At 72.6% G+C, this 22,599-nt stretch carries 24 protein-coding genes and 1 pseudogene; 11 read left to right on the top strand and 14 right to left on the bottom strand.

The genetic code is table 11. The features are described 5' to 3' along the window. Positions 1-31 precede the first annotated feature (31 nt). Complete coding sequence (locus ACZ5TL_RS11915; protein WP_468589324.1) at positions 32-460, bottom strand: CBS domain-containing protein; 429 nt, start codon at positions 458-460, stop codon at positions 32-34. A gap of 143 nt (positions 461-603) precedes the next feature. Beyond that, positions 604-1,245 carry a nucleoside/nucleotide kinase family protein gene (locus ACZ5TL_RS11910; RefSeq protein WP_468589323.1) on the bottom strand — a complete coding sequence of 214 codons (642 nt, stop codon included), beginning with the start codon at positions 1,243-1,245 and terminating at the stop codon, positions 604-606. A 93-nt stretch (positions 1,246-1,338) separates the two neighbouring features. Here ACZ5TL_RS11910 and ACZ5TL_RS11905 point away from each other — a divergent pair, with 93 nt between their 5' ends. The 3 genes from ACZ5TL_RS11905 (at position 1,339) to ACZ5TL_RS11895 (ending at position 4,297) form a co-directional block, all read left to right on the top strand. After that, entirely contained in the window at positions 1,339-2,037 is a 699-nt protein-coding gene (locus ACZ5TL_RS11905; protein WP_468589321.1) for a DUF2293 domain-containing protein, read from the top strand. 178 nt (positions 2,038-2,215) lie between these two features. Next, complete coding sequence (locus ACZ5TL_RS11900) at positions 2,216-2,695, top strand: anthrone oxygenase family protein (RefSeq protein ID WP_468589319.1); 480 nt, start codon at positions 2,216-2,218, stop codon at positions 2,693-2,695. Between the two features lie 111 nt (positions 2,696-2,806). Beyond that, positions 2,807-4,297, top strand: a complete 1,491-nt coding sequence (locus ACZ5TL_RS11895) for a glutamate synthase subunit beta (protein WP_468589317.1) — start codon at positions 2,807-2,809, stop codon at positions 4,295-4,297. A gap of 24 nt (positions 4,298-4,321) precedes the next feature. On the opposite strand, the gene ACZ5TL_RS11890 is transcribed toward ACZ5TL_RS11895, so the two are convergent. Continuing rightward, positions 4,322-4,807: a carboxymuconolactone decarboxylase family protein gene (locus ACZ5TL_RS11890; RefSeq protein WP_468589315.1), complete on the bottom strand. Its 486-nt coding sequence runs from the start codon at positions 4,805-4,807 to the stop codon at positions 4,322-4,324. Between the two features lie 47 nt (positions 4,808-4,854). Here ACZ5TL_RS11890 and pdxR point away from each other — a divergent pair, with 47 nt between their 5' ends. After that, complete coding sequence (gene pdxR, locus ACZ5TL_RS11885) at positions 4,855-6,267, top strand: MocR-like pyridoxine biosynthesis transcription factor PdxR (RefSeq protein ID WP_468589314.1); 1,413 nt, start codon at positions 4,855-4,857, stop codon at positions 6,265-6,267. 61 nt (positions 6,268-6,328) lie between these two features. Here pdxR and ACZ5TL_RS11880 read toward each other — a convergent pair. The 3 genes and pseudogenes from ACZ5TL_RS11880 to ACZ5TL_RS11870 all read right to left on the bottom strand — a co-directional run. Further along, positions 6,329-6,502, bottom strand: a pseudogene (locus tag ACZ5TL_RS11880) (SAM-dependent methyltransferase); the annotation flags it as partial. Positions 6,503-6,702: 200 nt separating this feature from the next. After that, a complete protein-coding gene (locus tag ACZ5TL_RS11875; protein WP_030246665.1) occupies positions 6,703-6,957 on the bottom strand; it encodes a DUF397 domain-containing protein in 255 nt (84 codons plus the stop codon). After that, complete coding sequence (locus tag ACZ5TL_RS11870) at positions 6,958-7,818, bottom strand: helix-turn-helix domain-containing protein (protein ID WP_468589312.1); 861 nt, start codon at positions 7,816-7,818, stop codon at positions 6,958-6,960. A 240-nt stretch (positions 7,819-8,058) separates the two neighbouring features. Here ACZ5TL_RS11870 and ACZ5TL_RS11865 point away from each other — a divergent pair, with 240 nt between their 5' ends. From ACZ5TL_RS11865 to ACZ5TL_RS11855, 3 genes are all read left to right on the top strand, one after another. After that, positions 8,059-8,757, top strand: a complete 699-nt coding sequence (locus tag ACZ5TL_RS11865) for an ATP-binding protein (protein ID WP_468589311.1) — start codon at positions 8,059-8,061, stop codon at positions 8,755-8,757. Then, positions 8,754-9,188, top strand: coding sequence for a hypothetical protein (locus ACZ5TL_RS11860; protein ID WP_468589310.1), 435 nt, complete (start codon positions 8,754-8,756; stop codon positions 9,186-9,188). The genes ACZ5TL_RS11865 and ACZ5TL_RS11860 overlap by 4 nt, the downstream gene beginning before the upstream one ends. Before the next feature lie 233 nt (positions 9,189-9,421). After that, positions 9,422-11,377: an ABC transporter ATP-binding protein gene (locus ACZ5TL_RS11855; RefSeq protein WP_468589308.1), complete on the top strand. Its 1,956-nt coding sequence runs from the start codon at positions 9,422-9,424 to the stop codon at positions 11,375-11,377. 27 nt (positions 11,378-11,404) lie between these two features. On the opposite strand, the gene ACZ5TL_RS11850 is transcribed toward ACZ5TL_RS11855, so the two are convergent. The 3 genes from ACZ5TL_RS11850 to ACZ5TL_RS11840 all read right to left on the bottom strand — a co-directional run bounded on the left by ACZ5TL_RS11850 (position 11,405) and on the right by ACZ5TL_RS11840 (position 14,956). Beyond that, complete coding sequence (locus tag ACZ5TL_RS11850) at positions 11,405-11,587, bottom strand: hypothetical protein (RefSeq protein WP_190049063.1); 183 nt, start codon at positions 11,585-11,587, stop codon at positions 11,405-11,407. A 409-nt stretch (positions 11,588-11,996) separates the two neighbouring features. Then, a complete protein-coding gene (locus tag ACZ5TL_RS11845) occupies positions 11,997-13,997 on the bottom strand; it encodes an FUSC family protein (RefSeq protein WP_468589306.1) in 2,001 nt (666 codons plus the stop codon). A gap of 191 nt (positions 13,998-14,188) precedes the next feature. Continuing rightward, entirely contained in the window at positions 14,189-14,956 is a 768-nt protein-coding gene (locus tag ACZ5TL_RS11840; RefSeq protein WP_468589304.1) for a nucleotidyltransferase domain-containing protein, read from the bottom strand. A gap of 258 nt (positions 14,957-15,214) precedes the next feature. Between ACZ5TL_RS11840 and ACZ5TL_RS11835 the strand changes: the two genes are divergently transcribed. Both ACZ5TL_RS11835 and ACZ5TL_RS11830 read left to right on the top strand, forming a co-directional pair. After that, positions 15,215-15,628, top strand: coding sequence for a RidA family protein (locus ACZ5TL_RS11835; protein WP_468589302.1), 414 nt, complete (start codon positions 15,215-15,217; stop codon positions 15,626-15,628). A 10-nt stretch (positions 15,629-15,638) separates the two neighbouring features. Next, a complete protein-coding gene (locus ACZ5TL_RS11830; RefSeq protein ID WP_468589300.1) occupies positions 15,639-15,821 on the top strand; it encodes a hypothetical protein in 183 nt (60 codons plus the stop codon). A gap of 17 nt (positions 15,822-15,838) precedes the next feature. Here ACZ5TL_RS11830 and ACZ5TL_RS11825 read toward each other — a convergent pair whose 3' ends face one another. After that, positions 15,839-16,561 (bottom strand): aspartate/glutamate racemase family protein, encoded by a 723-nt coding sequence (locus ACZ5TL_RS11825; protein ID WP_468589299.1) that lies wholly within the window; start codon positions 16,559-16,561, stop codon positions 15,839-15,841. Positions 16,562-16,566: 5 nt separating this feature from the next. After that, positions 16,567-18,018, bottom strand: a complete 1,452-nt coding sequence (locus ACZ5TL_RS11820; RefSeq protein WP_468589298.1) for an NCS1 family nucleobase:cation symporter-1 — start codon at positions 18,016-18,018, stop codon at positions 16,567-16,569. Positions 18,019-18,236: 218 nt separating this feature from the next. Here ACZ5TL_RS11820 and ACZ5TL_RS11815 point away from each other — a divergent pair, with 218 nt between their 5' ends. Then, positions 18,237-18,890 carry a GntR family transcriptional regulator gene (locus ACZ5TL_RS11815; protein ID WP_468589297.1) on the top strand — a complete coding sequence of 218 codons (654 nt, stop codon included), beginning with the start codon at positions 18,237-18,239 and terminating at the stop codon, positions 18,888-18,890. A 4-nt stretch (positions 18,891-18,894) separates the two neighbouring features. Here ACZ5TL_RS11815 and ACZ5TL_RS11810 read toward each other — a convergent pair whose 3' ends face one another. The 3 genes from ACZ5TL_RS11810 to ACZ5TL_RS11800 all read right to left on the bottom strand — a co-directional run bounded on the left by ACZ5TL_RS11810 (position 18,895) and on the right by ACZ5TL_RS11800 (position 21,686). Continuing rightward, positions 18,895-19,596, bottom strand: a complete 702-nt coding sequence (locus ACZ5TL_RS11810) for a uracil-DNA glycosylase (protein WP_468589296.1) — start codon at positions 19,594-19,596, stop codon at positions 18,895-18,897. Positions 19,597-19,728: 132 nt separating this feature from the next. Beyond that, entirely contained in the window at positions 19,729-21,042 is a 1,314-nt protein-coding gene (locus tag ACZ5TL_RS11805) for an MFS transporter (RefSeq protein WP_468589295.1), read from the bottom strand. A gap of 8 nt (positions 21,043-21,050) precedes the next feature. Further along, a complete protein-coding gene (locus ACZ5TL_RS11800; protein ID WP_468589294.1) occupies positions 21,051-21,686 on the bottom strand; it encodes a helix-turn-helix domain-containing protein in 636 nt (211 codons plus the stop codon). 216 nt (positions 21,687-21,902) lie between these two features. Between ACZ5TL_RS11800 and ACZ5TL_RS11795 the strand changes: the two genes are divergently transcribed. Continuing rightward, entirely contained in the window at positions 21,903-22,580 is a 678-nt protein-coding gene (locus ACZ5TL_RS11795; protein WP_468589293.1) for an RNA-binding S4 domain-containing protein, read from the top strand. The last annotated feature ends 19 nt before the right edge of the window (positions 22,581-22,599 follow it).

Here is a 22,599-nt window from a genome sequence, read left to right as displayed (position 1 = left end):
GGGCCGTGTCCTGCTGGGGTGACGTGCGGGATCAGGCCGTGGTGGTCCTGGCGTAGACGCTCTCCGCCCAGGAGGCGATCTGGTCGTTCGCCAGATGCCGTGCCAGATCGGCTTCGCTGATCATGCCGACCAGGCGCTTGTCCTGGATCACGGGCAGCCGGCGGATCTGGTGCTCCTGCATCTCGTGGAGCACCTCGCTGACGTCGGCGTCCGCGTCGATCCAGCGGGGAGTGCCCTTGGCCATCTCTCCGGCGGTGACCCGCGCGGGGTCGTGCCCCATGGCGACGCAGCCGACGACGATGTCGCGGTCGGTGAGGATGCCGCAGAGCCGCTCGTTCTCGTCGCTGATGGGCAGGGCGCCGACGTTCAGCTCGCGCATGAGCTGGGCGGCGCGGTCGAGGGTTTCGTGGGCGGGGATCCACTGGGCGCCGCGGTGCATGATGTCTCCGGCGGTGGTCATGAAGTACCTCCCGGTGCCGGACGGCCGGCGCGGCGCCGGACGCACCGCGAGTCCCGGCGCCCTTCATTCTCGCCGGGCCGCGGGTCGCCCGCACTCGGAGCCCCGCCCACGCGGCCTTCACACGCAGCCCCCGCCCTCGCCGCTCAGCCGCCCCACGCCGGATGACGCGGATCGTCGGCCCGCACCAGGACGTCGGCCGTACCCGCCGGATCGGTCTCCTGCGCGTAGCGCTCGAAGGCGGCCAGGGTCCAGCGCTCCGCGTCGGGCGTGCGGCGGCGCAGGGCGCCCGGGGAGAGGAGGACGTGGACGCTCAGATCGAAGGGGAACCAGTGCCGAAGGAGGAAGGGACCATGCATCAACAGCACGCCTCCGGGCGGGAGTCGGACGTAGGGGCTGCGGGTGGCGCGATCGGCGGCCGGGTCCCACAGGTCCGGCAGGACGCGGCCGTCGCCGTCGGCTTCGAGGGGGCCGAACACCTCGCGCCACAGGGCGCCGGTGTCGTACCAGCCGCTGTAGTAGGCCTCCACGTCCCGGTGCCCGTACTCCAGCCGTACGGAGGCCGGGCGCAGAAAGCCCTCCGTTCCCACCACCAGCGCGGAGCGGCCGCGTACGCGCAGCGCCTCGCAGACCCGCTGGGCGAGATCGCCCGGGCGGGCGGCCGGGGCGCCGTCGAAGGCGATGCGCGGCCAGGGACCGCCGTCGGCGGTTTCCAGATCGAGCAGGCGCTCGGCGAGCAGGTCGCCGAGCCGGTCCCAGGTGATCGCTTCGAGTCGCACACGGCCCATGATGCGTCAGCCCGGGGCGGGGCGTGTCCGAGGCCGCCGCTCCCTCTCGCGGCGCGCGTAGTGCGCGCTGTCGTCAGCGGGAATGAATCCCTTATGCCCCCTCGCGCGACGCGTCCGCCCCACCCCGGACTCCTCGTCTTCCATCCCCTCAAGCGGCGGTACTGCGCCGAGTGCCGGCGTGGGCCGCTGCCGCTGGCCGTCCTCGAGGACGGCTCCCCGCGCTGCCTCGACTGTGCCGACCTGGGGCATCTGGTGTTCCTGCCGAGCGGGGACACCGCGCTGACACGCAGATCGCGGGAGGAGAGCACGCTGTCGGCGGTGGTCGTGCGGTTCAACCGGCGCAGGAGCCGCTACGAGCGGCAGGGCGTCCTGGTCGAGGAGGCGGCGCTCGCCAGTTCGGAGCAGCGGTGTCTCGCCGACGCCGAGGCGCGCCGGCGGCGCCGGGTGCGGGAGGCGCGGCGCCGGACGGCTCAGGACGCCGTGTTCGCCGGGGCGTTCGCGGCTGAGATACTCCGGCTGTTTCCCGGGTGCCCGCCCGCGCGGGCGCGGTCCATCGCCCTGCACGCCTCGGAGCGGGGCAGCGGGCGGGTGGGTCGCAGCGCCGCGGGGCGGGCGCTGGCCGAGGAGGCGGTGATCTCGGCGGTCGTGGCATCCGTACGGCATCTGGACACGCCGTACGACCGGCTGCTGATGAGCGGCGTACCCAGGCACGAGGCCCGTCGGCGGATCGGGGCCGCGGTGGAGACGGTGCTGAGGGGGTGGGCCGGGGCGGGGCTCGGGTCGGCGGGGTGATGTGAGAGCCCCCGGGCGATCGTGCCGCCATGCCGTCGGCACGGCCGTTCGGTGGGCGTGGACGCTCGCTCATGGCCCCGCGCTGCTCGGCCATGAGCACGTGCTCGTGCGGAAATTCACTTGTGGTGAGGACGGGCGCCGGGCTGAATCAATCCGGTGCCACGGGCGGGAGAGGAACATGATCGACGGACCGTACTTCATGCTGACGGTGCTGGGTGTGCTCGCGACCGGACTGGTAGCGGGGGTGTTCTGCGGCTTTTCGACCTTCGTCATGCGGGGCCTCACCGCGCTGCCGCCCGCACAGGGGGTCGCCGCGATGAAGGCGATCAACGTGGCGGCGGTGACGGCGCCCTTCATGCTCCTCTTCCTCGGGTCGGCCGTGCTGTGCGCGGTGATCGCCGTGGTCACGTTCGTGCTGTGGCCGGACGAGGGCACGGTGGAGCTGCTGGTGGGCAGCGCCCTGTACCTGTTCGGCTCGTTCGGGCTCACCATCGTCGCGAACGTGCCGCGCAACGACGCCCTGGCCAGGCTGGAGCCGGGATCTTCGGAGGCGGCGGCGTACTGGCCGGCGTACGTGCGCGAGTGGACGATGTGGAACCACGTCCGCACGGCGGCCTCGGCCGGGGCGGCGCTGGCGTACGTGCTGGCACTCACCTGAGACCCGCGCCACGCGGCGACAGGCACCGGCCGGGAGACGGACGTATCGTGGCGAAAGGAGCGCCGCCCGACGACGCACGGCCTGTCACCCGCGCACGCAAGGAAGACGGCCATGGCCGACCCCAAGGGTTTCATGACCACGCCCCGCCAGGACTGGCCGCGCAGGCCGGTCGAGGAGCGGACGCGCGACTGGGACGAGGTCTACGTCCCCGGGGCGCTGCTGCCGATCATCAGCAAGCAGGCCGGCCGTTGCATGGACTGCGGCATCCCCTTCTGCCACGACGCCTGCCCCCTGGGCAACCTGATCCCGGAGTGGAACGACCTGGTGTCGAGGGAGGACTGGCGGACGGCCGCCGACCGGCTGCACGCCACGAACAACTTTCCGGAGTTCACCGGCCGGTTGTGCCCGGCGCCGTGCGAGGCGGGGTGTGTGCTGGCGATCAACCAGCCGGCCGTCACCATCAAGAACGTCGAGTGCGCGATCGCCGACCGGGCCTGGGAGGAGGGCTTCACACCGCCGAGGCCGCCGGAGCGGCTGTCCGGCAAGACGGTCGCGGTGATCGGGTCGGGCCCCACCGGACTGGCCGCGGCGCAGCAGCTGACCCGGGCCGGGCACACGGTCGCCGTGTACGAGAGGAACGACCGGCTCGGCGGACTGATGCGGTACGGCATCCCCGAGTTCAAGATGGAGAAGAGCCATCTGGAGCGGCGGCTGGAGCAGATGCGCGCCGAAGGAACCAAGTTCCGTACGTCGACGGCGGTCGGGCGGGACATCGGGGCCGACGAGCTGCGGTCCCGCTACGACGCCGTGGTGATCGCCACGGGGGCGACGGCATGGCGTGAACTGCCCGTGCCGGGCCGCGAGCTGACGGGCGTTCACCAGGCGATGGAGTACCTCCCGCTGTCCAACCGGGTGCGCGAGGGCGACCTGGAGACGTCCCCGCTGTCGGCCGCCGGGAAGCACGTCGTCATCGTCGGCGGCGGCGACACGGGAGCGGACTGCCTGGGCACGGCCGTGCGCGAGGGTGCCGCCTCGGTGACCCAGCTGGACATCTACGCGCTGCCGGACGTTGAGCGCGACGAGGACGCCGAGCCGTGGCCGACGTACCCGATGCGGGTCTACCGGCTGTCCGCCGCGCATGAGGAGGCCCGTGACCTGCGAACCTCCCCGGTCGCGGACGTGGACGCGCGGCTGTTCGCGGCGTCCACTCTGCGCTTCGACGGCGACGGGGCCGCGCACGTGCGGTCGCTGCGCCTGGTCGAGGTGGACGCGCGGCGCCGCCCGGTGGAAGGCACCGGGCGGACGCTCCCCGCCGACCTCGTGCTGCTCGCCCTCGGCTTCACCGGGCCCGACCGGGGGGACGGTCTCGTCGACCAGCTGGGGCTGGAACTGGAGCCCCGCGGCACGGTCGCGCGGGACGCCGGTTTCGCGACGAACGTGCCCGGTGTGTTCGCCGCCGGCGATGCCGCCCGGGGGCAGTCGCTCATCGTCTGGGCGATCGCCGAGGGGCGGGCGGTGGCGGCCGCCGTCGACCGTCATCTGACGGGCAGTTCGACGCTGCCGTCCCCGATCGGGCCGTACGACCGGCCCATGGCGGTGTGACAGCCGCCCCGCGCTGCCGGGGTGTCACCGCTCGTCCGTCCCCGCGACCTTCCCCGTGGACAGCGCCACCCGGTTCCAGGTGTTGATCGTGCAGATCAGCGCGATGACCTGGGCCAGTTCCCGCTCGTCGAACCGCGCGGCGGCCTCCGCGTAGGCCTCGTCCGGGACACCGGCGTCGGCGACGAGGGTCATCGCCTCCGTGAGGGCCAGGACCGCCTGCTCCCGCTCGGTGAAGAAGTGGCGAGCCTCGCGCCACACGGCGACCATGTGCAGCCGGTCCTCGCTCTCGCCGGCCTTGCGGGCGTCGTTGGTGTGCATGTGGAGGCAGTACGCGCAGTTGTTGAGGTGCGAGGAGCGGATCTGGATCAGTTCTACGAGGGCCGGGTCGAGGCCCTCACGGGCGGCGGCGTCGAAGGCGATGAGGGCCCGGAAGGCCTTCGGTGCGGACTTGGCGAACTCCAGCCGGGGCGCCTTCGGGTAGGTGGTGTCGGTGCTCGTGTGCGTCGTCATGTCCTTCAACCTACGGGCCGCAAAGACCCACGGTAGGGTGCATTTCCATGGTGGATTCATGGGTCAATTCGGCGGAACGCATCGGGTCGGACCTGCATCTGGAGCTGACCGGGCCGGGCGGCCGGCGCGCGGCGCTGATCCGGGCTCTGCGCGACGCCGTGCGCGGCGGGCGGCTCCGTCCGGGCACGCGGCTGCCGCCGTACCGCTCGCTCGCCGCCGATCTCGGCGTGGCACGCAACACGGTGGCCGACGCGTACGCCGAACTCGTCGCGGAGGGCTGGCTCACCGCCCGTCAAGGCTCGGGCACGCGGGTCGCGGAGCGAGCCGAACCGCTGCGACCCGCCGCCCGCGTGCCCAAGAAGGCACCCCCACGCGCGCGTGGACCGCGGCACGACCTGACGCAGGGCACCCCGGACACCTCGGCGTTTCCGCGCACGGCCTGGCTGGCCTCCTACCGGCGGGCCCTCCAGCAGGCGCCCAACGAGGTTTTCGGCCCCGGTGACCCCGCCGGTCGCGTCGAACTGCGGGAGGCCCTCACGGAGTACCTGGCACGCGCGCGTGGTGTGCGCGCCGAGCCGGGCAGGATCGTGATCTGCTCCGGCTTCGCGCACGCGCTGCGGCTGCTGTTCGGCGAGGGCGTCCTGCGCGGGCCCCTGGCGGTGGAGGCGTACGGGCTCGGATTCCACCGCGAGGTCCTGGCCGCGGCCGGGGTGCGCACCGTGCCGCTCCCCCTCGACGAACACGGCGCCCGAGTCGACGGGTTGGGCCACGAGCGGGCCGTGCTGCTCACACCGACCCACCAGTTCCCCACCGGCGGACCGCTGCACCCGGTTCGCCGGGCCGCCGTGACCGACTGGGCACGCGCGCGGGACGGGCTGATCCTGGAGGACGACTACGACGGGGAGTTCCGCTACGACCGCAAGCCGGTCGGCGCCGTGCAGGGCCTCGACCCCGAGCGCGTGATCTACGTCGGCTCGGTCAGCAAGAGCCTGTCGCCGGCGGTCCGGCTCGGCTGGATGGTGCTCCCGGAGCGGTACGTCGGCGCCGTGGTGGCCGCCAAGGGGGAACGGGAGGCGTGGGCGAGCGTCCTCGACCAGCTGAGCCTGGCCGACTTCATCACGTCGGGGTCGTACGACCGGCATGTACGGCGGATGCGGCAGCGGTACCGGAGCCGCCGGGACCGGCTCGTCGCGGCGCTCGCCGGGCAGGCGCCGCACATCGAGGTGACCGGCGTCGCGGCCGGGCTGCACGCGGTGCTGCGGCTGCCGCCGGGCACCGAGGCGTCCGCGGTCAAGGCCGCCTCGTGGCAGGGCATCGCCCTCGACGGCCTGGCCGCGTTCCGGCACCCGGAGACGGACATGCCGGTGAGCGACAGTCTCGTCGTGGGGTACGCGACCCCCTCCGAGCATGCCTACGGACCGGCCGTGGAGGCGTTGTGCGGGGCACTGCCGCCGCCGTGACCGGCCTTTTCAGCACGTCCAGGACGTGAATCACAGCAGGACGTGAGGCACTGCAGGGTGTGAGGTGGGCCGCCGCGTGGGCCAGCACGATGGGGTCGTTGTCGCAGTAGACGACCCGGGCGTCGGGTGCCGTCTCCTGGGCGACCGGCACCCTCGGGTCGAGGGCGAGCATCTGACGGCCCATCTCCTCGTCGACCGGATAGTTGTCCTTACCGCCGATGTACCAGTCGTACATCCGCGCGGGATGGGGTCTGGTCGTGTCGATCCTGACGGCCGACGTGGGGTCCTTGCCCGGTCATGAGGCACTCCGTAAGGCACAAAGGGTGGTCAATTCAGCACCGTCGATTCAGCGCACCATCGATTCGGCATCAGCGAATAGGCATCAGCAAGTAGGCATCAGCGTGAGGAAGTCGAGCGAGAGCAACGGCAAGCACGTCAGGACAGCAGGAAGTCCGCCTCTCCCGCCTTCGCGCCCTCGATGAAGGCCGTCATCTCGGCGGTGGTGTAGATCAGTGCCGGACCGTCCGGGTCGGTGGACTGACGGACTGCGATCCGGCCGTCGGCGAGCTTCATCGCCTCCAGGCAGTTGCCTCCGTTCCCCCCGCTCCACGGCTTGTGCCAGCCTTCACTGCCCAAGTCGCGCGCGGGCATGCCGTTGTAGACGTGTTTGCGCGGCTTGATGCGATCCATTCACAGCTCCTTGCGGAGATCCCGGAGGATCTCCTTCGTGCGATGTGCCGTAGCGGCCTGCGCCGCCATGCGGTCCATGACCTCGAGGTAGGTCGCCACCTCGGTGCGCGCGTCGAGGTAGACCGCGCCGGTCAGGTACTCGCTGTAGACCATGTCCGGCAGTTCGGGCATGGCAAATCGGAACAGCACGAAGGGCCCGTACGTCCCCGGGTGCGGCCCGCTCGCGAACGGGGCGACCTGCAGCGTCACGTTGGGCAGCTTCGTGGCTGCCAGAAGTCTGTCGACCTGGGCACGCATCACCTCCGGGCCGCCGACCGGGCGCCGCAGCGCGGTCTCGTCCATCACGACCCACAGCCTGGGCGCGTCCTCGCGGGTGAGCAGGTCCTGGCGCTGCATGCGCAGGGCGACATGGCGCTCGATGTCCTCGGGACAGGTCTGGCCGATGGCGCCCGAGTGGAGCACCCCGCGCGCGTAGTCCTCGGTCTGCAGCAGCCCGGGGACGAAATGGGGCTCGTAACTGCGGATGACGCTCGCCGCGCCCTCCAGGCTCACGTACATCGAGAACCAGCCGGGCAGGATGTCGTGGAAGCGCTGCCACCATCCGGGTTTGTTGGCTTCCTCGGCCAGCTGGACGAAGGCGTCGGCCTCGGCGTCGGAAATGCCGTACGCCTTCAGGAGCAGTTGCAGATACGGGATTTTGAGCGCGACCTCGGCCATCTCCATACGGCGAACGGTGGCGGGGGCGACGCGGAGGATGCGGGCGGACTCCTCGCGCTTCATCCCGGCGCGTTCCCGCAGGTCCAACAGGCGCCGACCGAGGACGACCTGGCCGACCGTCGGCGCGGACCGCGGTTCGCTCACGCTCCACCTCCACGAAGGGTTCTGACGAGCCGGCACAAGACGCGCTGACAGCCCGGCGGCGCCATTCGAAGACCTTTCAAAGAGTCAATCCGAACGCATGTTCCGAACAGATCTTCGATGATCCCAACTGGCGCCGCGCGGGGTGCTGTTGCGAGCAGTGTGCCACGGCCTTCCAGACCGTCACACAGCACTCTGCAATTTTCAGAGTGACACTTGCCAAGTGTTCACGGCGGGGCGATAGTGGCAAGCGTGATTCCGTCCCCGTCCTTAGGAACAGACGCCGCCGAAGGCCTTGCCGGCCTCGGTGCCGGAGCGGGTCCCCTCGGGGCCGCTGCCGAGCGCCGGTTCCGTTTCGAGCTGGCCGCACATCCGGGTTCTCCGGCCCAGGCCAGACGCCTGACGCGGGCCCGGCTCACCGGCTGGTCGGTGTGCGAGGACACGTGCGACAGCGCGGCCCTGGTGGTCTCCGAGCTGGTCACCAACGCCCTCGTGCACACGGCGAGCACGCACATAGTGTGCGAGCTGCACGACAGCGAGGACCTGGTGCGGATAGCCGTGCGGGACGAGGGCTGCGCCCCGGGCCAGCCCCACGCCGCCAGCCGGACGCGCCCCGAGGAGGAGCACGGGAGGGGACTGCTTCTCGTCGACGCCCTCTGCCATGCCTGGGGCGCGCACGAGCAGGGCCCCGGCCTGCTCGTCTGGGCCGAACTGCCACGCAAGGCGGGCACCCCCCGTGATCCGGCCGAGCCCTGGAACGACCTGGGCTGGGGCACCCGCCCCGAGCCGGGACGCTCCGGCGACTCGGACGACGGAAGCGACGGGGCCGACGGAAGCGACGGGTCCGACGGGGACGGGCCCGGAAGCCCGGCGGCGCGGCGCACGCGAGGTGCCCTGGAGGTTCCTCAACAGCAGCATCGCCCGGAGCGAGGGCCGGCATGAGTCCAGCACCCGGTGGCCGCGTGCTGAACCTGGACAGTCTGGTCCGCCTCCGGCGCGGGCAGCGTACGCCGGGCCCGACGCTGCGGCTGCCCGTGCCCGACGGCATGACCGCCCCGCTCGGCTGTGACGCGGTGGCCGCTCCCGCCCGCTTCGGCCCGCTGATCATGCCCCGGCTGCCCCGCGTGGGCTGCGTCTACGGCGACGAGACGCACTGGTGGTGGCTGGTGCCGTCCGATTCCGACCACGCCCTGGAGTGGCCGGCCCCGGTGCACTACGCCACCAGCGCGGTGATCCCGGACGTCCCGGAGCTCCCCGCCCTGATCCACCGCCCCGACGGCACGCTTCCCTACACTCCGCCCATACCGCTGTACCTGGCCTTGTGCCGCGTGACGGGCACGGCCCCGTCCTGGTCGCGCCCGGTCAGCGCGTAAGGGCCGGAGCGGCCCGGTCGACGCGTCAGGGACCGGAACAGCCCGACCGACGCAGGGCCCGCCCCCACACCCCTCACCACCCCGCGCCCCCGCGCCGTCCCACGTCTCTACCGGGCCGGGTCGCGCGCCCGCGCGCATCCGGCGCCCCGGGCTGCGCCCTGCCCGGGCGGGCTCCGCCCCCGGGATAGTGACCGTTCATCCATGAGCGGGCCACGAGCGGAGGTCGGTCGACGGTGGCGAAGAAGCGGACCGCGCCGGAGGTGTCCGAGTCGGAGCGACTGCTCTTCGGCGGGCCGCTGCGCTACGACATGGGCTGGAACCAGCACGCCGACGCGTTCCTTGAGCTGAACTTCCGCGCCATGATCAGCCGGCTGCCGTCCCTGCTGGCGTCCAGCCTCCGGCTCGCCCGGCAGGCCGACAGGGGCGCCGCGCGGGTCGTCCTGGCCGCCGAGGCGAGCCGGGGCGTGGCGCAGGCGGTGAGCCTGCTCGCGGTGAACAGCGTGCTGGCCCGGCTGATGGGCGGCGGCCCGATCGAGGACCGGCTGCGCGGAGCCGTCCCGGCCCTGGTCATCCTGGCCGTCGTGATGCTGCTCGCGGCGCTGCTGCGGGCCGCGAGCACGTACGCCACCGGACGCCTGGAACCCAAGGTGGAGCGGGTCGCGACCGAGCAGTACCTGGAGCGGGCCGCGGCCGTGGAGCTGGCCGCGATCGAGGACCACGCCTTCCACAAGCTGCTGGACACCGCGCAGTACGGCGCCGCCTCCGCGCGTCGGATGATCTCCTACGGGACACGCGTGATCAACGCGATGATCTCCCTGGTCGCGGCCGCCGGCGTGCTGACCGTGCTGCACCCCGCCCTGCTGCCGCTGCTGATCACGATGACCCTGCCGAGCGCCTGGAGCGCCCTGACCGTCGCCCGGCGGCGCTACGAGTCCTTCCATGCCTGGGTGCAGCACGCCCGCGCGGGCCGGCTGCTGGGCAGCCTGCTCATCGAGCCGGAGGCGGCCCCCGAGATCCGGGTGCACGGCGTGGGTTCCTTCCTGCTGCGGCACTTCCGCGCCATGTCGGAGACGGCCGAGGCCGAGCAGGCCCGTCTCGCCCGGCTCGCCGCCCGTACCGGCCTGATCGCGGCGGCGTGGACCGGCCTCGCGACCGTGGCGACGTACGCGACGCTCGGCGGTCTGCTCCTGGCCGGTGCGATGGCCCTGTCCGTGGCGGGAACGGCCGTGATCGCGATCCGCACCGGCTCGCAAAGCCTCGACACGCTGGTGGTGGAGGTCAACGCGTTGCACGAGGAGGCCCTCTTCGTCGGCGACCTGCACCGGCTGTACGCGGAGGCGGCGCAGCGTGAGATCCCGGCGGGCGGCCTGGCCCTGCCCGAGGACCCGCGCGAGATCCGCTTCGAGAACGTCACGTTCCGCTACCCGGGCGACGCCGCCCGCCCCGCCCTCGACGACGTGACACTCAGCATCCCCGTGGGCCGGATCGTCGCGCTGGTCGGGGAGAACGGCTCCGGAAAGACGACCCTGGTCAAGCTGCTCGCCGGGCTCTACACACCGGAGCGGGGCCGGATCCTGTGGGACGACGTGGACGCGGCGACCGCCGACCGGCACCGGCTGGCCGAGCGGATCGCGATGGTGGCGCAGGACTTCAAGCGGTGGCCGTTCACGGCCCGGGTGAACGTCGCCATAGGGCGTCCCTCGGCCCCCGTGTGCGAGGAGAGGCTGGCCGCGTCGATCGCCGAGGCCGGGGCGGGGCCGGTGGTCGCGGACCTCCCGCGCGGACTGGACACGCTGCTGGCCCGCAACTTCAGCGGCGGGCACGAGCTGTCGGGCGGCCAGTGGCAGCGGCTGGGCATCGCCCGAGCCGCCTACCGCAGGGGGCGCATCCTGATCGTGGACGAGCCCACGGCCGCCTTGGACGCCCGGGCCGAGCTGGAGGTCTTCGAGCGGATCCGCGCCCTGGCCGACAGCGGCCAGACGGTCGTCCTGATCACGCACCGGCTGGCGTCCGTACGGCACGCGGATCTGGTGCACGTCCTGGACCAGGGCCGGCTCGTGGAGTCCGGGACGCCGGACGAGCTGCTGGCGACCGGCGGGCTCTACGCCGAGTTGTACGCGCTCCAGGCGGAGCAGTTCGCCACGTCATCCGCGCCGGTCAGGAAGGTGCAGGCGCCGAAGGCGGGCTGAAGGCACACGTCAGGCGGGGCGCACACGTCAGGCGGTGGCGTCGGCACCGTCCCCGCTGCGCACGATCACCAGGAACATGTCCGTCGCGAGGTCCATGACGACCTCGGCGGGCAGGCCCTCCAGACGCCGCGCCTGCGCGAACTCCTCCGCCGGCCAGGAGCCACGCGGCCCACCGGCGGGAAAGCTCTCGAGCACCGTTCGCCCGTTCACCCTGCACCTCCCTGTCGCGCTGTACTCGTAGAGTTAAACGCCAACGATGGGGTGAACGGCTCACGAAGTGACGGTTCTGAGACGTAGTTGACACGCGTTCACCGTCAAGTGTGAGCAAACTCTCAGCCGCTTGGCTTATTTCCTCACTTTGGGTGTCAGCCGTCACACTCGTCGTGACGTCTGATGTCCTCAGGTCCCGCAGGCGCCCCGAGTGCCGACGCGCGCCCCTTGGGCCCCCACTGCCCCCCACGCCTACTGGGTGGAAGACCCGGTCGCACGCTCGACGACTCTGCGTCGGTCTCCACCATGGGCAGTCCGCGCAGCTCGGCGCTGAGCGCGTCCCGCCATCGCTGCCCGGGGAGATTTCTCGCACCTCGTCGCCGGGGCGTCAGGGGCCGTGCTCCGCGTGCTATCCGGCCAGGGGCGTCCTGGGCAGCCGTAGCCCCACCCGCTCTCCCCGCCCAGCGAGTTCGGCGAGGACGTCGGCGAGGCGTTCCCGGTGACGCGGGCCGATGCGCCCGGTGTCGTCGAGGTGCACGGCGCAGGCGGTGGTGGTGTCGACGAGGCGTTCGAGGAGGTCGGCCACCTCGTCGGCGCCCTCGGTGTGCCGGGCGAGAGCGGGCAGTTCGTGGGCGGCGAGGGAGATGGCCGAGCGGGCCTCGGCGAGAGTGCGGTAGGCCTCGCGGCGCAGGGTCCATCGGGTGGCGCGGTGGTCGGAGGGCGCCCGGGTGGCCCGGTGATCGGAAGGAGCGCTGGTGACCCGATGGTCCGGGGGAACACTGGAGGCCCGGTGGTCCGAGGGCGCACTGGTGGCCTGATGGCCGGCAGGGGTGCCGGAGGCCCCGATGCTCGGGGCTTCGGCCTCGTCGAGCACGTGGGTGAGGTAGGCCTGCGCGGCCTCGCTCGCCGCCGCGAGCCGGGCGCGCACGCCCCCGCCTCGCTGTCCGGGCATCGGCAGGTGTCCGACGATCAGCACGATCGCGCAGGCCAGCAGCGTCTCGCCGATCCGGCCGGCGGAGGCCTGCGGCTCGCCGCCGACCATGACCAGGGCGAGGACCAGGACGGTGACGACCGCGGTCTGGGCGGCGAAGTGCCGGGTGGCGACGGGTATCAGCGCTCCGCTGAGGGCGACGAGCGCGATGAGCCCCCCGGGCCGGGGCAGGACGGCGGCGAGCCCCGCGAAGAGCAGGGCGCCGAGTACGGTCCCGGCGGCCCGGTTCAGGACCCGCGAGGCGAGCGGCCCCAGGTCGGGCTTGACGAGGAAGACAGCGGTTGCGGGCAGCCAGTACCAGTGCTCGTGCTGCCCGTTCCACTGGGTCCGGTGCAGGGCCTGGGCGACCGCCGCGCTGGCTCCGAAGCAGAGGGCGACGCGCAGCCCGTACTCGCGTCCGGCGCTGCCGAGGGCGGCGCGCAGCCGGTCCCCGGCGGTCCGGGGCCGGGTGTGCAGATCGCCGCCCCGGCCCTGGTCGAACACCTCGGCGGCGTGCAGCAGCGCGTCGTCGAGGGCGCGAAGGGCGGGCGCCGAGCGGGAGGGCGCGGGCAGCGGCCCGGTGTGGGTGTTCCCGCGTACGGCGGCGGCGAGCCGACGGGGCCCTGCGGAGGCCCGTTCGGCCACGGTCTCCTCGGCCCAGGCGAGCGCGGTGGCGGCTTCGGCGAGGGGCAGGGCGGCGGCGTACTGCGCGTGCAACCGCCGCTCTACGGAGGAGGAGGCGTACTTCCGCAGCCGGGGTCCGGCGAGGGCGTCCTGGGCGTGGTCGAGGGCGGCGGTCAGCGCGGCGCGGCGGCGGATGGCGTCCCGCCCGCCGACGGCGTCGAGGAGGTCGGCGACGGCGTCGTACACGCCGGCCACGGCCTCCCGCTCCCCGTCGAACCGGAAGTCACCGCTGAGGGAGCCGGGCGTGGGCAGCGCGAGCCGGAGGGCGAGCAGCCACCCGGCCCCGGCGAGAAAGGCGAGCGCCCGCTCCCAGCCCGGCTCCGGCAAGGGCATCCCGGCTCCGACGGCCGCGCCGACGAGCACCTGCGTCCCGGCGGCGGACGCGACGGGCCCCACGGCGCTCATCCCGCCGGCGACGAGCCCGACAACCGTGAGAACCACGGTGAGCACGACCGCCCCGGTCTCCTGCCCGGCATACGTCCCGGCCGCCAGGCCCAGCGCACCGCCGAGGGCGGGCACCCCGAGCCGCTTGACCGAGACCCGCCGGCTGCCGGGCCGGTCGTTGATCCCGGCGAGCATGGCGGCGATGGCGGCGACGACGCCGAGCGAGGTACGGCCCGTCCCCACCGCCACGAGCAGCAGCGGCCCCGCGGACAGCACCCCCCGCGTCACCGCGCTCCAGGGCACGGGCCCCCGCTGAGCACGCAGGGCATGCGCGAGCCAGGGCGGGAGATGCGGGGCGGTGCGGCGGGACACGGGGCTCCTGTCGTCACGTCGAGGGCAGGGGTGGGCCTTCGGGCGACGGTGGCCGGGGCGGAGTGTGGGTGAGGGTGTCCACGGTAGGCGTGGTTCCCGGAGGACAGGTTTCCGGAACGTGACGTAGGGAGCGGAAGCCGGGGTTCTTTATGAACGCAATCGCCGGGCCCTCCTGGCGGAGGACGGCACCCTCAGCCGTGCGCGGCGCGTTCGAGGAGCGCCTCCGCGTCGGTGACCGCCCGGGCGAGCGCTGCCGGATCGTCTGCCAGGCCCGCTACGAGTGCGTCCACCCGCCGCAGTCCGGCCCGCTCGACGAGCCCCTTCTCGTTGGTCACCCACTCCCCTCTCCCCGCCAGCACCGCGTGCGCTGTCTGGGTCGCCGCGAGGGCGATCGCGCCGGCGACCTGAGTGAGAGCGCCCCTCGGGGCATGGCCGGCCTTCGCGTAGGCCAGAGTCGCGGCGGCCATGCCGTGCCAGTGCGCGGGGGCGCTCTCGCGCAGGGCCCGCGGGTAGGCGTCCGGGCGCGGTAGTTCGCCCCGCAGCACCTTGTTGATCGCCAGTTCGGCGACGAGGAGGTACGTCGGGATTCCCGCCAGGTGGAACATCAGCGGCTCGACACGGAAGCGGCCCGCCCGTGCCTCCGCCCACTCGTGTTCGACGACGTCCAGGTCGCGGTAGTGGACGTCCACCCTCCGGCCCTCGATCGTCAGCCAGGCGCCTGAGTTGAAGACGCCGCCGCCCCACGCGCCGATCTCGCAGACCTCGCCCTCCCAGCCGACGGCGCGGAGGTCGGCCGGGTCGAAGGCGCCGCGGTAATAGACGGCCAGGTCCCAATCGCTGTCGGGGCGTTCGGTGCCCTGGGCCTGGGAGCCTCCGAGGGTGACGGCCCGGACGGCGGGGAGGGCTGCGAGGCGGTCTGCGGTGGTGTCGAGGAAGGGCTTGTCCGGGAGGGTGGGCACGGGGCTGCTCCTGCGCGCGGGCGGGCTGCGGTCCGGGGAAGCGTAGGGGTGTCGTCCCCGGAGGGTGAACCGGAATACCGCGGGGTGAACCCGAACGCCCGGGCAGTGAACCGAAACGCCCGGTCGTGAACCGAAATGCGGGTGCGCCCGGGTGCCGCAGCCCGGCATGATCGGCTGGTTGTCCTCTTACCGCTCGTCCGCTTGCCGCTAGTCCTGTTGCCGCATGTCCTGTTGCTTCCTGCAGATCGGAGACCTCACGTGATCCGCCGCGTCACCGTCCCGAGCCTCTTCCCGCCGCCCTCCTACTCGCATGCGTCCGTCGTCGAGGCCGGCACGCGGCTGGCGTTCCTCGCCGGGTCCGTTCCCCTGGACGCAGACGGTGAACTCGTCGGACCCGGCGATCCCGTGCGGCAGGCCGAGCAGGTGATCGCCAATCTGCGGGAGCAACTGGACGCCGTGGGGAGCGATCTGGCGCAGGTCGTGGCGACCGACGTGTACGTCGTGAGCGGCGAGCCGGCCGTGCTGTCCGCCGTCTGGGCCGTCGTCGAGGCGTCGGGGCTCAGTGCCGGGCCGCACTCGTCAACCCTGATCGGCGTGGCGTGCCTCGGGTACACGGGACAGCTCGTGGAAATCACGGCGACAGCCGTCGTGCCCGGCGGGCCGCCTGCCTGACGAGGACTCCATGTTGGTCAAACACCGCGGGCAGCGCCCCGTCGTCCCCGGGTCGGCGTACGTGGCTCCGACGACGGCCGTGTGCGGAGCCACGGTCCTCGGGGAGCGCAGCCGGCTGCTGTACGGGGCGATGCCGACCGCCGAGGACGGAAAGGTGCGGGTGGGCTCTGCCATGAGCCACCACTCGCCATGAGCTACAGCCACCATGCGCTACCGCCGCTCGGTCCTCCCCCACACCCTCCGTTTCGGCAGCGGCTCGGCGTAGCTCCCGGTACGGCTCGTCGTCAGGCCCAGCGCCACCAGCGACTCCGCGAGTTTGACGGCCGCGGCGACCCCGTCGACGACCGGCAGGCCCAGCTTCTCCCCGACCGTCCGCTGCAGCCCGGTCATGCCGGCGCACCCCAGGACCAGGACCTCGGCCCCGGCCGCGCAGGCCCGTTCGGCGGCGGCCAGGAACGCCGTCTCAGTGCGCTTGTCGTCGCCGAGGTCGAGCACGTTCAGGCCCGTGCCCACGACCGCAGCGCAGTTCCGGGCCACCCCTGCCGTCTCCAGGCTGTCCTCGATCTGGCCTCGGGACCGCTCCAGCGTGGTGACGACGCCGTAGCGGCGGCCCAGCAGGCAGGCGAGATGCGCGGCGGCCTCCGTGATGTCGACGACCGGTACGTCCACCAGCTCCCGTACACCCTCCCGCCCGTGCTCCCCGAACCCGGCCATGACCACGGCGTCGTACGGCGGTCCGTCGTAGGTGCGCAGCGTGTCCAGGACGGCCGCGGCGGACAGGTAGCTGTCGAGCCAGCCCTCCGCGGACTGCGGCCCCCAGGCGGGGGTCAGTCCGGTCACGGCGGTGCCCGGGCCTGCGGCGGCCCGGGCACCTCGTACGATCTCCTCGGTCATCTCCTGCGTGGTGTTGCAGTTGGTGACGACGATCCGCACGTCTCTCAGACCTCCGCGGTGGTGCGCTCGGGGCGGCACAGCACCGCGTACAGCCCGGCCGCGAGCGCCGTGCCGATGAACCAGGAGTACGGCGCCACGTCGCTGAAGGTCTTCACCAGCGCGAGCACCGCCGCGACACCGGCCGCCGGCAGGAACGCCCAGAGCGCCTTGGGGTTGACGCCCTTGCGGTAGTAGTAGCGGGATCCGGGGGTGGCGTCGAACAGTTCGTCCACGTTCACGCGCCCGCGCTTGACCCAGTAGTAGTCGAGCATGATCACGCCGAACAGCGGGCCGAGGAAGGCGCCGAGGCCGCCGAGGAAGTAGTTCACGACGGTCGGGTTGGAGAAGAGGTTCCAGGGGGTGACGAGCAGCGCCGCGACCGTGCTGATCATGCCGCCGACCTTGAAGGTGATCTTCTGCGGCCAGACGTTGGCCAGGTCGTACGCCGGTGAGACGAAGTTGGCGACGATGTTGACACCCATGGTGGCGATGGCGAAGGTCAGCGCGCCCAGCACCAGCACCCAGGTGCTGCCGATCTCGGCGACGAGGTAGGCCGGGTCGGTGATCTCCTTGCCGAACACCTCGAAAGCGCCCGCGGTGACGATGACCGACACGATCACGAAGGCCGTGGAGTTGACGGGCAGGCCCCAGAAGTTGCCGCGCTTGACGGACTTGTAGTCGGGCGCGAAGCGGGAGAAGTCGCAGAAGTTGAGCATCAGGGTGCCGTACGTGGCCAGGACCAGGCCGATCGCGCCGAACCACTGGCGCCACTGCTCTCCGACGGAGACGGGGTGCGGGGTCGAGGTGAGCGAGATCGTCCAGCCGGCCTTGGCGAGGATCCACACGGCCAGCGCGATCATCACGAACCAGATGGCAGGGCCGCAGAAGTCCTGGAACTTGCGCACCGATTCCATGCCGCGGCTGATGATCGCCGCCTGGACCAGCCACAGGACGATGAAGGAGAACCAGCCGAGGGCGTCCAGGCCGAGGAAGGAGTTGTGCGTCCAGGACTCCAGGCTCGGCCAGGCCGCGAGCAGCATCACGTTGACGGCGACGGAGGCGAGGTAGGTCTGGATGCCGTACCACATGATGGCGATCACGGCCCTGATCAGCGCCGGGATGTTGGCGCCCCAGATGCCGAAGGCGATCCGGCTGACGACAGGGAAGGGGACGCCGTGGCGCTGGCCGATCTTCCCCATCCAGTTCATGCCGATGTAGATGATCACGAAGCCGACGAGCAGGGAGGTGAAGATCTGCCAGACGTTCATGCCGAGGAAGAGGAGTCCGGCGGCGAACGTGTAGTTGCCGAGGTTGTGGACGTCGGACATCCACATGGCGAAGAGGTCGAAGACCTTCCAGTTGCGCTTCTTGGCGGGCGCGAGGTCTTCGTTGGTGAGCCGGGGATCGGGGACGAACGCTGGGGTGCCGGTGGCTGCGGCACGATCGGCGAGGGACACGGGGCCTCCCTGAGCAAGGGGACGACGGAGGACTGCTCGGTGGGGACTGCTCGGTGGGGGTGTTCGATGGGGGTGTTCGGAGGGGGTGTTCGCAGGTTGCTTGGCGAGAAGTTTGGTATACCAAACTGCGCTCATGGTCTCCCCGTCAACCGTTCCGACCGATGTCGCTCTTGTTAACGCTCCGTAAAAGACACCTCGCGTCGACGAAGATGGGCTGCATGACGAAGATCGAACCTCTCGGAGCGGTCCGCGAACGCGTCACGGCCGATCTGCGCCAGGAGATCATCGCGGGCAGCCTCCGTCCCGGCGACCGCCTGGTGGAACGCGAGGTGGCGGAGCGTTTCGGCGTCTCGCGGGTGCCGGTCCGGGAGGCGATCCGGGCCCTCGTCGCCGAGGGCTTCGTCCACTTCGAGACGCCCCGCCGCACGGTCGTCCGCCGCCTCACCCCGACCGACGTCAAGGAACTGTTCGAACTGCGCGAGGCCCTGGAGGTCTACGCCGCCGGGCTCGCCGCGTCCCGCGCGACGCCGGAGGATCTGGCCGAGGTCCGGGAGCTCCTCGACCGCGCCTCCGCCGCCACCGAGGCCGGGGACGCCGAGGCGATCACCGACATCAACAGCCATCTGCACGACCGCATCGTGGCGATGGCGGGCAACAGCCTGCTGACCGCGGCCCTGGAACCGGTCGCCGGGCGGCTGCGCTGGATGACCCGGCGCAACGAGGAGTGGCCCCAGCTCCTCGTGGAGCACCGCGAGTTGTACGAGGCGATCGCCTCGGGCGACCCGGACCGCGCCCGCGCGCACGCGCTGACGCACGTACGGACCAACTACCGCTCCACGGTGCGACACCTGTTCGGCGAGGAGGTCTCCTAGCCCGTCACCCGGCCGTCGGCAGTTCCGCGGCCCGCGCCGCCGTGCGCAGGACGTCACGCAGCATGGCGGGGGTGAGCCGGCCGGTGAAGGTGTTGCGCTGGCTGACGTGGAAGCAGCCGAAGAGCTCCAGTCCGTCCAGGTGGAAGCGGGCCCCGTGGGAGAAGGCGGGGCGCGGCCGGGGGACCGACCAGCCCGCCGCGGCGAACGCGGGCAGCGCGGCCTGCCAGCCGAAGGCGCCGAGCACGACGACGGCCCGCAGCGTCGGCCGCAGCAGCCGCAGTTCCTGCACGAGCCACGGGCGGCAGGTGTCCCGTTCCTCCGGGGTCGGTTTGTTGGCGGGCGGGGCGCAGTGCACCGGTGAGGTGACGCGTGCGCCGTACAGCTCCAGGCCGTCGTCGGCGTGCACGGCGGTCGGCTGGGAGGCGAGACCGACGTCGTGGAGCGCCTCGTAGAGGACGTCCCCGGAGCGGTCGCCGGTGAACATCCGGCCGGTGCGGTTGCCGCCGTGGGCGGCGGGGGCGAGTCCCACGATCAGCAGCCTGGCGTCCGCCGGCCCGAACCCGGGCACCGGCCGGCCCCAGTACGTCCAGTCCGCGTAGGCGGCTCGCCTGGCGCGGGCCACCTCCTCACGCCAGGCGACCAGCCGCGGGCAGGCCCGGCAGTCCGCGATGCGCCGGTCGAGGAGAGGAAGACCGCTGACGTCCATCACTCCACGGTAGGCGCGGGTGTGGGTCGCCCTCGTCACAGGGTGCGGGATCCTGGACTCCGGTCCGGCACTGCCGAGGCACGGACTCAGGCCCTGCCGAGACGAGGGATCAGAGACTGCCGACGCGCGGGCTCAGGCGCCGCTGACCTGCGGGGCCCGTTCACCGCTCCGGCGGAGCCAGAGCAGGGCGCCGGCCAGCAGTGCGGCACCCGTCAGCAGCCAGGGCAGCGGGCCCGGCCGCAGGACGCCGACGATCAGGCCGGTGAGCGCACCGACCAACTGCTGGGCGAGGGACTGGACGGACAGGGCGGTGGCGCGGCCCGCGCTGGCGACGCGGCGGTGCAGTAGCTCGTTCTCGTTCGGGGAGGCGGCGCCCAGCCCGAGGTAGACGAGTCCGAAGCCGGCGACCGCGAGTCCCGTGGCCATCGGATGGCCGGACGCCGCGGTGACCCCGAGCAGCAACAGGCCACCGGCCCCGGCGGCGAGACTGACCAGCACGGCCCGCTCGCCACTGCCCGCGACCCGGGCCGCGAACGGCGCGAGGTGGCTGCCGGCACCGGAGCAGACGAACCCCGCGCAGGACAGGGCCGCGTAGATCATCGCCCCGGAGCCGGTCGCTCCGGTGACCGCGGCGGTGCGGCCCGGGACGAGCAGTTCGATGGTGGCCAGGGCGCTTCCGACGGCAGCGGCGCTGAGCAGGATCCGGCGGACCAGCGTGTCCCGTCCGCCCAGCCGCAGTCCGCCCAGGACGGTGACCGGGACGCCGCGCACCACGGAACGCAGGGTGGCCGGTGGTCGCGGCGGCTCCCGCAGGACGGCCAGTACGTAGCAGACGAAGACGGCCCGGACCGCGGCGCCCAGCAGCAGGGGAACGGACAGCGGCAGCACCGCCCCGGACGTCGCCTCGCTCAGCCGGGCACCCAGATCGGGCCCCAGGCCGAGCAGCCAGGGCAGGGCGCCGCCGAGCAGGAGCCCCATCGCGAGGGCGGCGGAGGTCGCGGAGCCGCCCCGGGCCAGGCCGGTGCGCAGCTCGGCGTCGGGGCCGGAACCCGCCTGGACGGTGTCGACGTACCAGGCTTCGGCGGTACCGCTGGCCAGGGCCCGGGCCACGCCCATGAGCACCATGCCGGCGGTGAGCACCCACGCGGTGGCGCCGAGGCCGACCAGGAGGCAGGCGACCACGTTGAGCGCACCGGCCAGGGCGAGGACCGGCCGGCGCCCGAGGACGTCGGAGAGCCCGCCGGTGGGCAGCTCCAGCGCGGCCACGGTCAGCGAGTGAGCGGCGAGCAGCCCCGCGATCGCGGCCAGGGACATGCCGCGTTCGCCGAACAGCAGGACCATCGAGGCCATGCCCAGGCCCGGTGGCAGCCAGAGAAGCGCGCAGACGGTGACGTAACGACGGCGAGCGGTCCGGGCTCCGGACGGCTCGGTCACGAGGTCGGTCATGAGGTGGGTCATGAGGTCGCGGCCTCGGGGGCCGTGTCCTCGGGCCCACTGTCGTTCCGTTCGTGCGGGGCGAGCGGCAGGGCGGCGGTGAGGAACACGACGTGCTCGGCGCGCGGGTCGTCCGCGTCCCGTGCGGTCAGTTCCTCCAGCTTGCCGGCGACGGTCTCCATGAGCTCGGTCACCGACTCGGCTGTCAGCCGGGGCATGAGGTCGCTGATCCCGGACGACTCGACCCACTCCTGCCCGAACCGCCCGGCGGCCATGTCCTCCTCGTACCGGGCGAGGGAAGCCTCCAGGTGCTCGATCTGCCGTCGCCGCGCCAGGCTGACGAAGGCCCGGCCGGCCGCGGAGGACTCCATCGACTCGTTGCTCCAGGACGTCACGGTGTGCTGCGCGCGCCAGCGCCGCTCCCGCCCGTCCCGGTGCTCGGCCTCGGCGATGAACCCGTACTTCGCCAGCACCCGCAGGTGGTAACTGGCCGACGCCGACGACTCCCCGGTCCGCGCTGCCAGTTCACTCGCCGTGGCGGGCCCGTCCTGCCTGAGCAGCCCGAGCAGCTGGATCCGCAGGGGGTGGGTGAGGGCTTTGAGGGCGGCGGAGTCGTGCTCGGGATCGAGTACGCGTTTGTGCTCGTCGCTGTCCATGTCGGGAGAGTAGGGCGCGGACAGCGTTCAGCAAAATACTTTTTGCAAAATTTCTTTTTGGGAAATCCGGGAGTGCCCTCATCGACGAGGACGACGCCTTCACCCTGTTCCGGCGAGTGACCGTGCTCCTCCCCCGCGACGGGCGGTCCGCGATCGGCGCGACAGCCGACGAAATCCCCGCACGGTCGGGCAACTCGGAGGACTAAGGTCGGGTACATGGCTTCTCGAGGTGCGGAGTACGACAGGACGAGCGGAACCGGAGGCGCGGCGTCCGACGAGACAGCGTCCGGACACCCGTCACGCACGGATGCGCCGTCCACGAACGCCGCTCCCACCGAGGCCGCCGACACCTCCGAGGCCCCCGGCGCTGCCGAGGCCCCCGGTACCTCCGTTCTCGGTGAGGCGAAGGTCCTGGACCCGAAGGTCGCCGCCGCCATCGCCGCTGCCGAGGCCGCCGGGCCACAGGGCGCCCAGACCGTCCGCGTCGACAGCTGGATCTGGTCCGTACGCCTCGTCAAGACCCGCTCGATGGGTGCGACCGCCTGCCGGGGCGGGCACGTGCGCGTGAACGGCGAGCGCGTGAAGCCCGCCCACGCCGTACGCGTCGGCGACGAGGTACGCCTGCGGCACGAGGGTCGTGAGCGGATCGTCGTCGTCACCCGGCTGATCCGCAAACGCGTCGGTGCCCCCGTGGCCGCCCAGTGCTACATCGACAACTCGCCGCCGCCCCCGCCCCGCGAGGCCGTCGCCCCGGCCGGCATCCGCGACCGCGGCGCGGGCCGCCCGACGAAGCGGGACCGCCGCGAGATGGAGCGCTTGCGCGGCGCAGCCGGCCCAGGCGGCCCCGGCCCGGGCCCCCGCTTCGGCAGCGGCAGCGGCAAACCGAGGCCGTGAACGGACTGTGGCGGCCCGG

Source organism: Streptomyces sp. NPDC033136, assembly GCF_055578235.1.
This window is presented reverse-complemented; position numbering and strand designations above follow the sequence as displayed.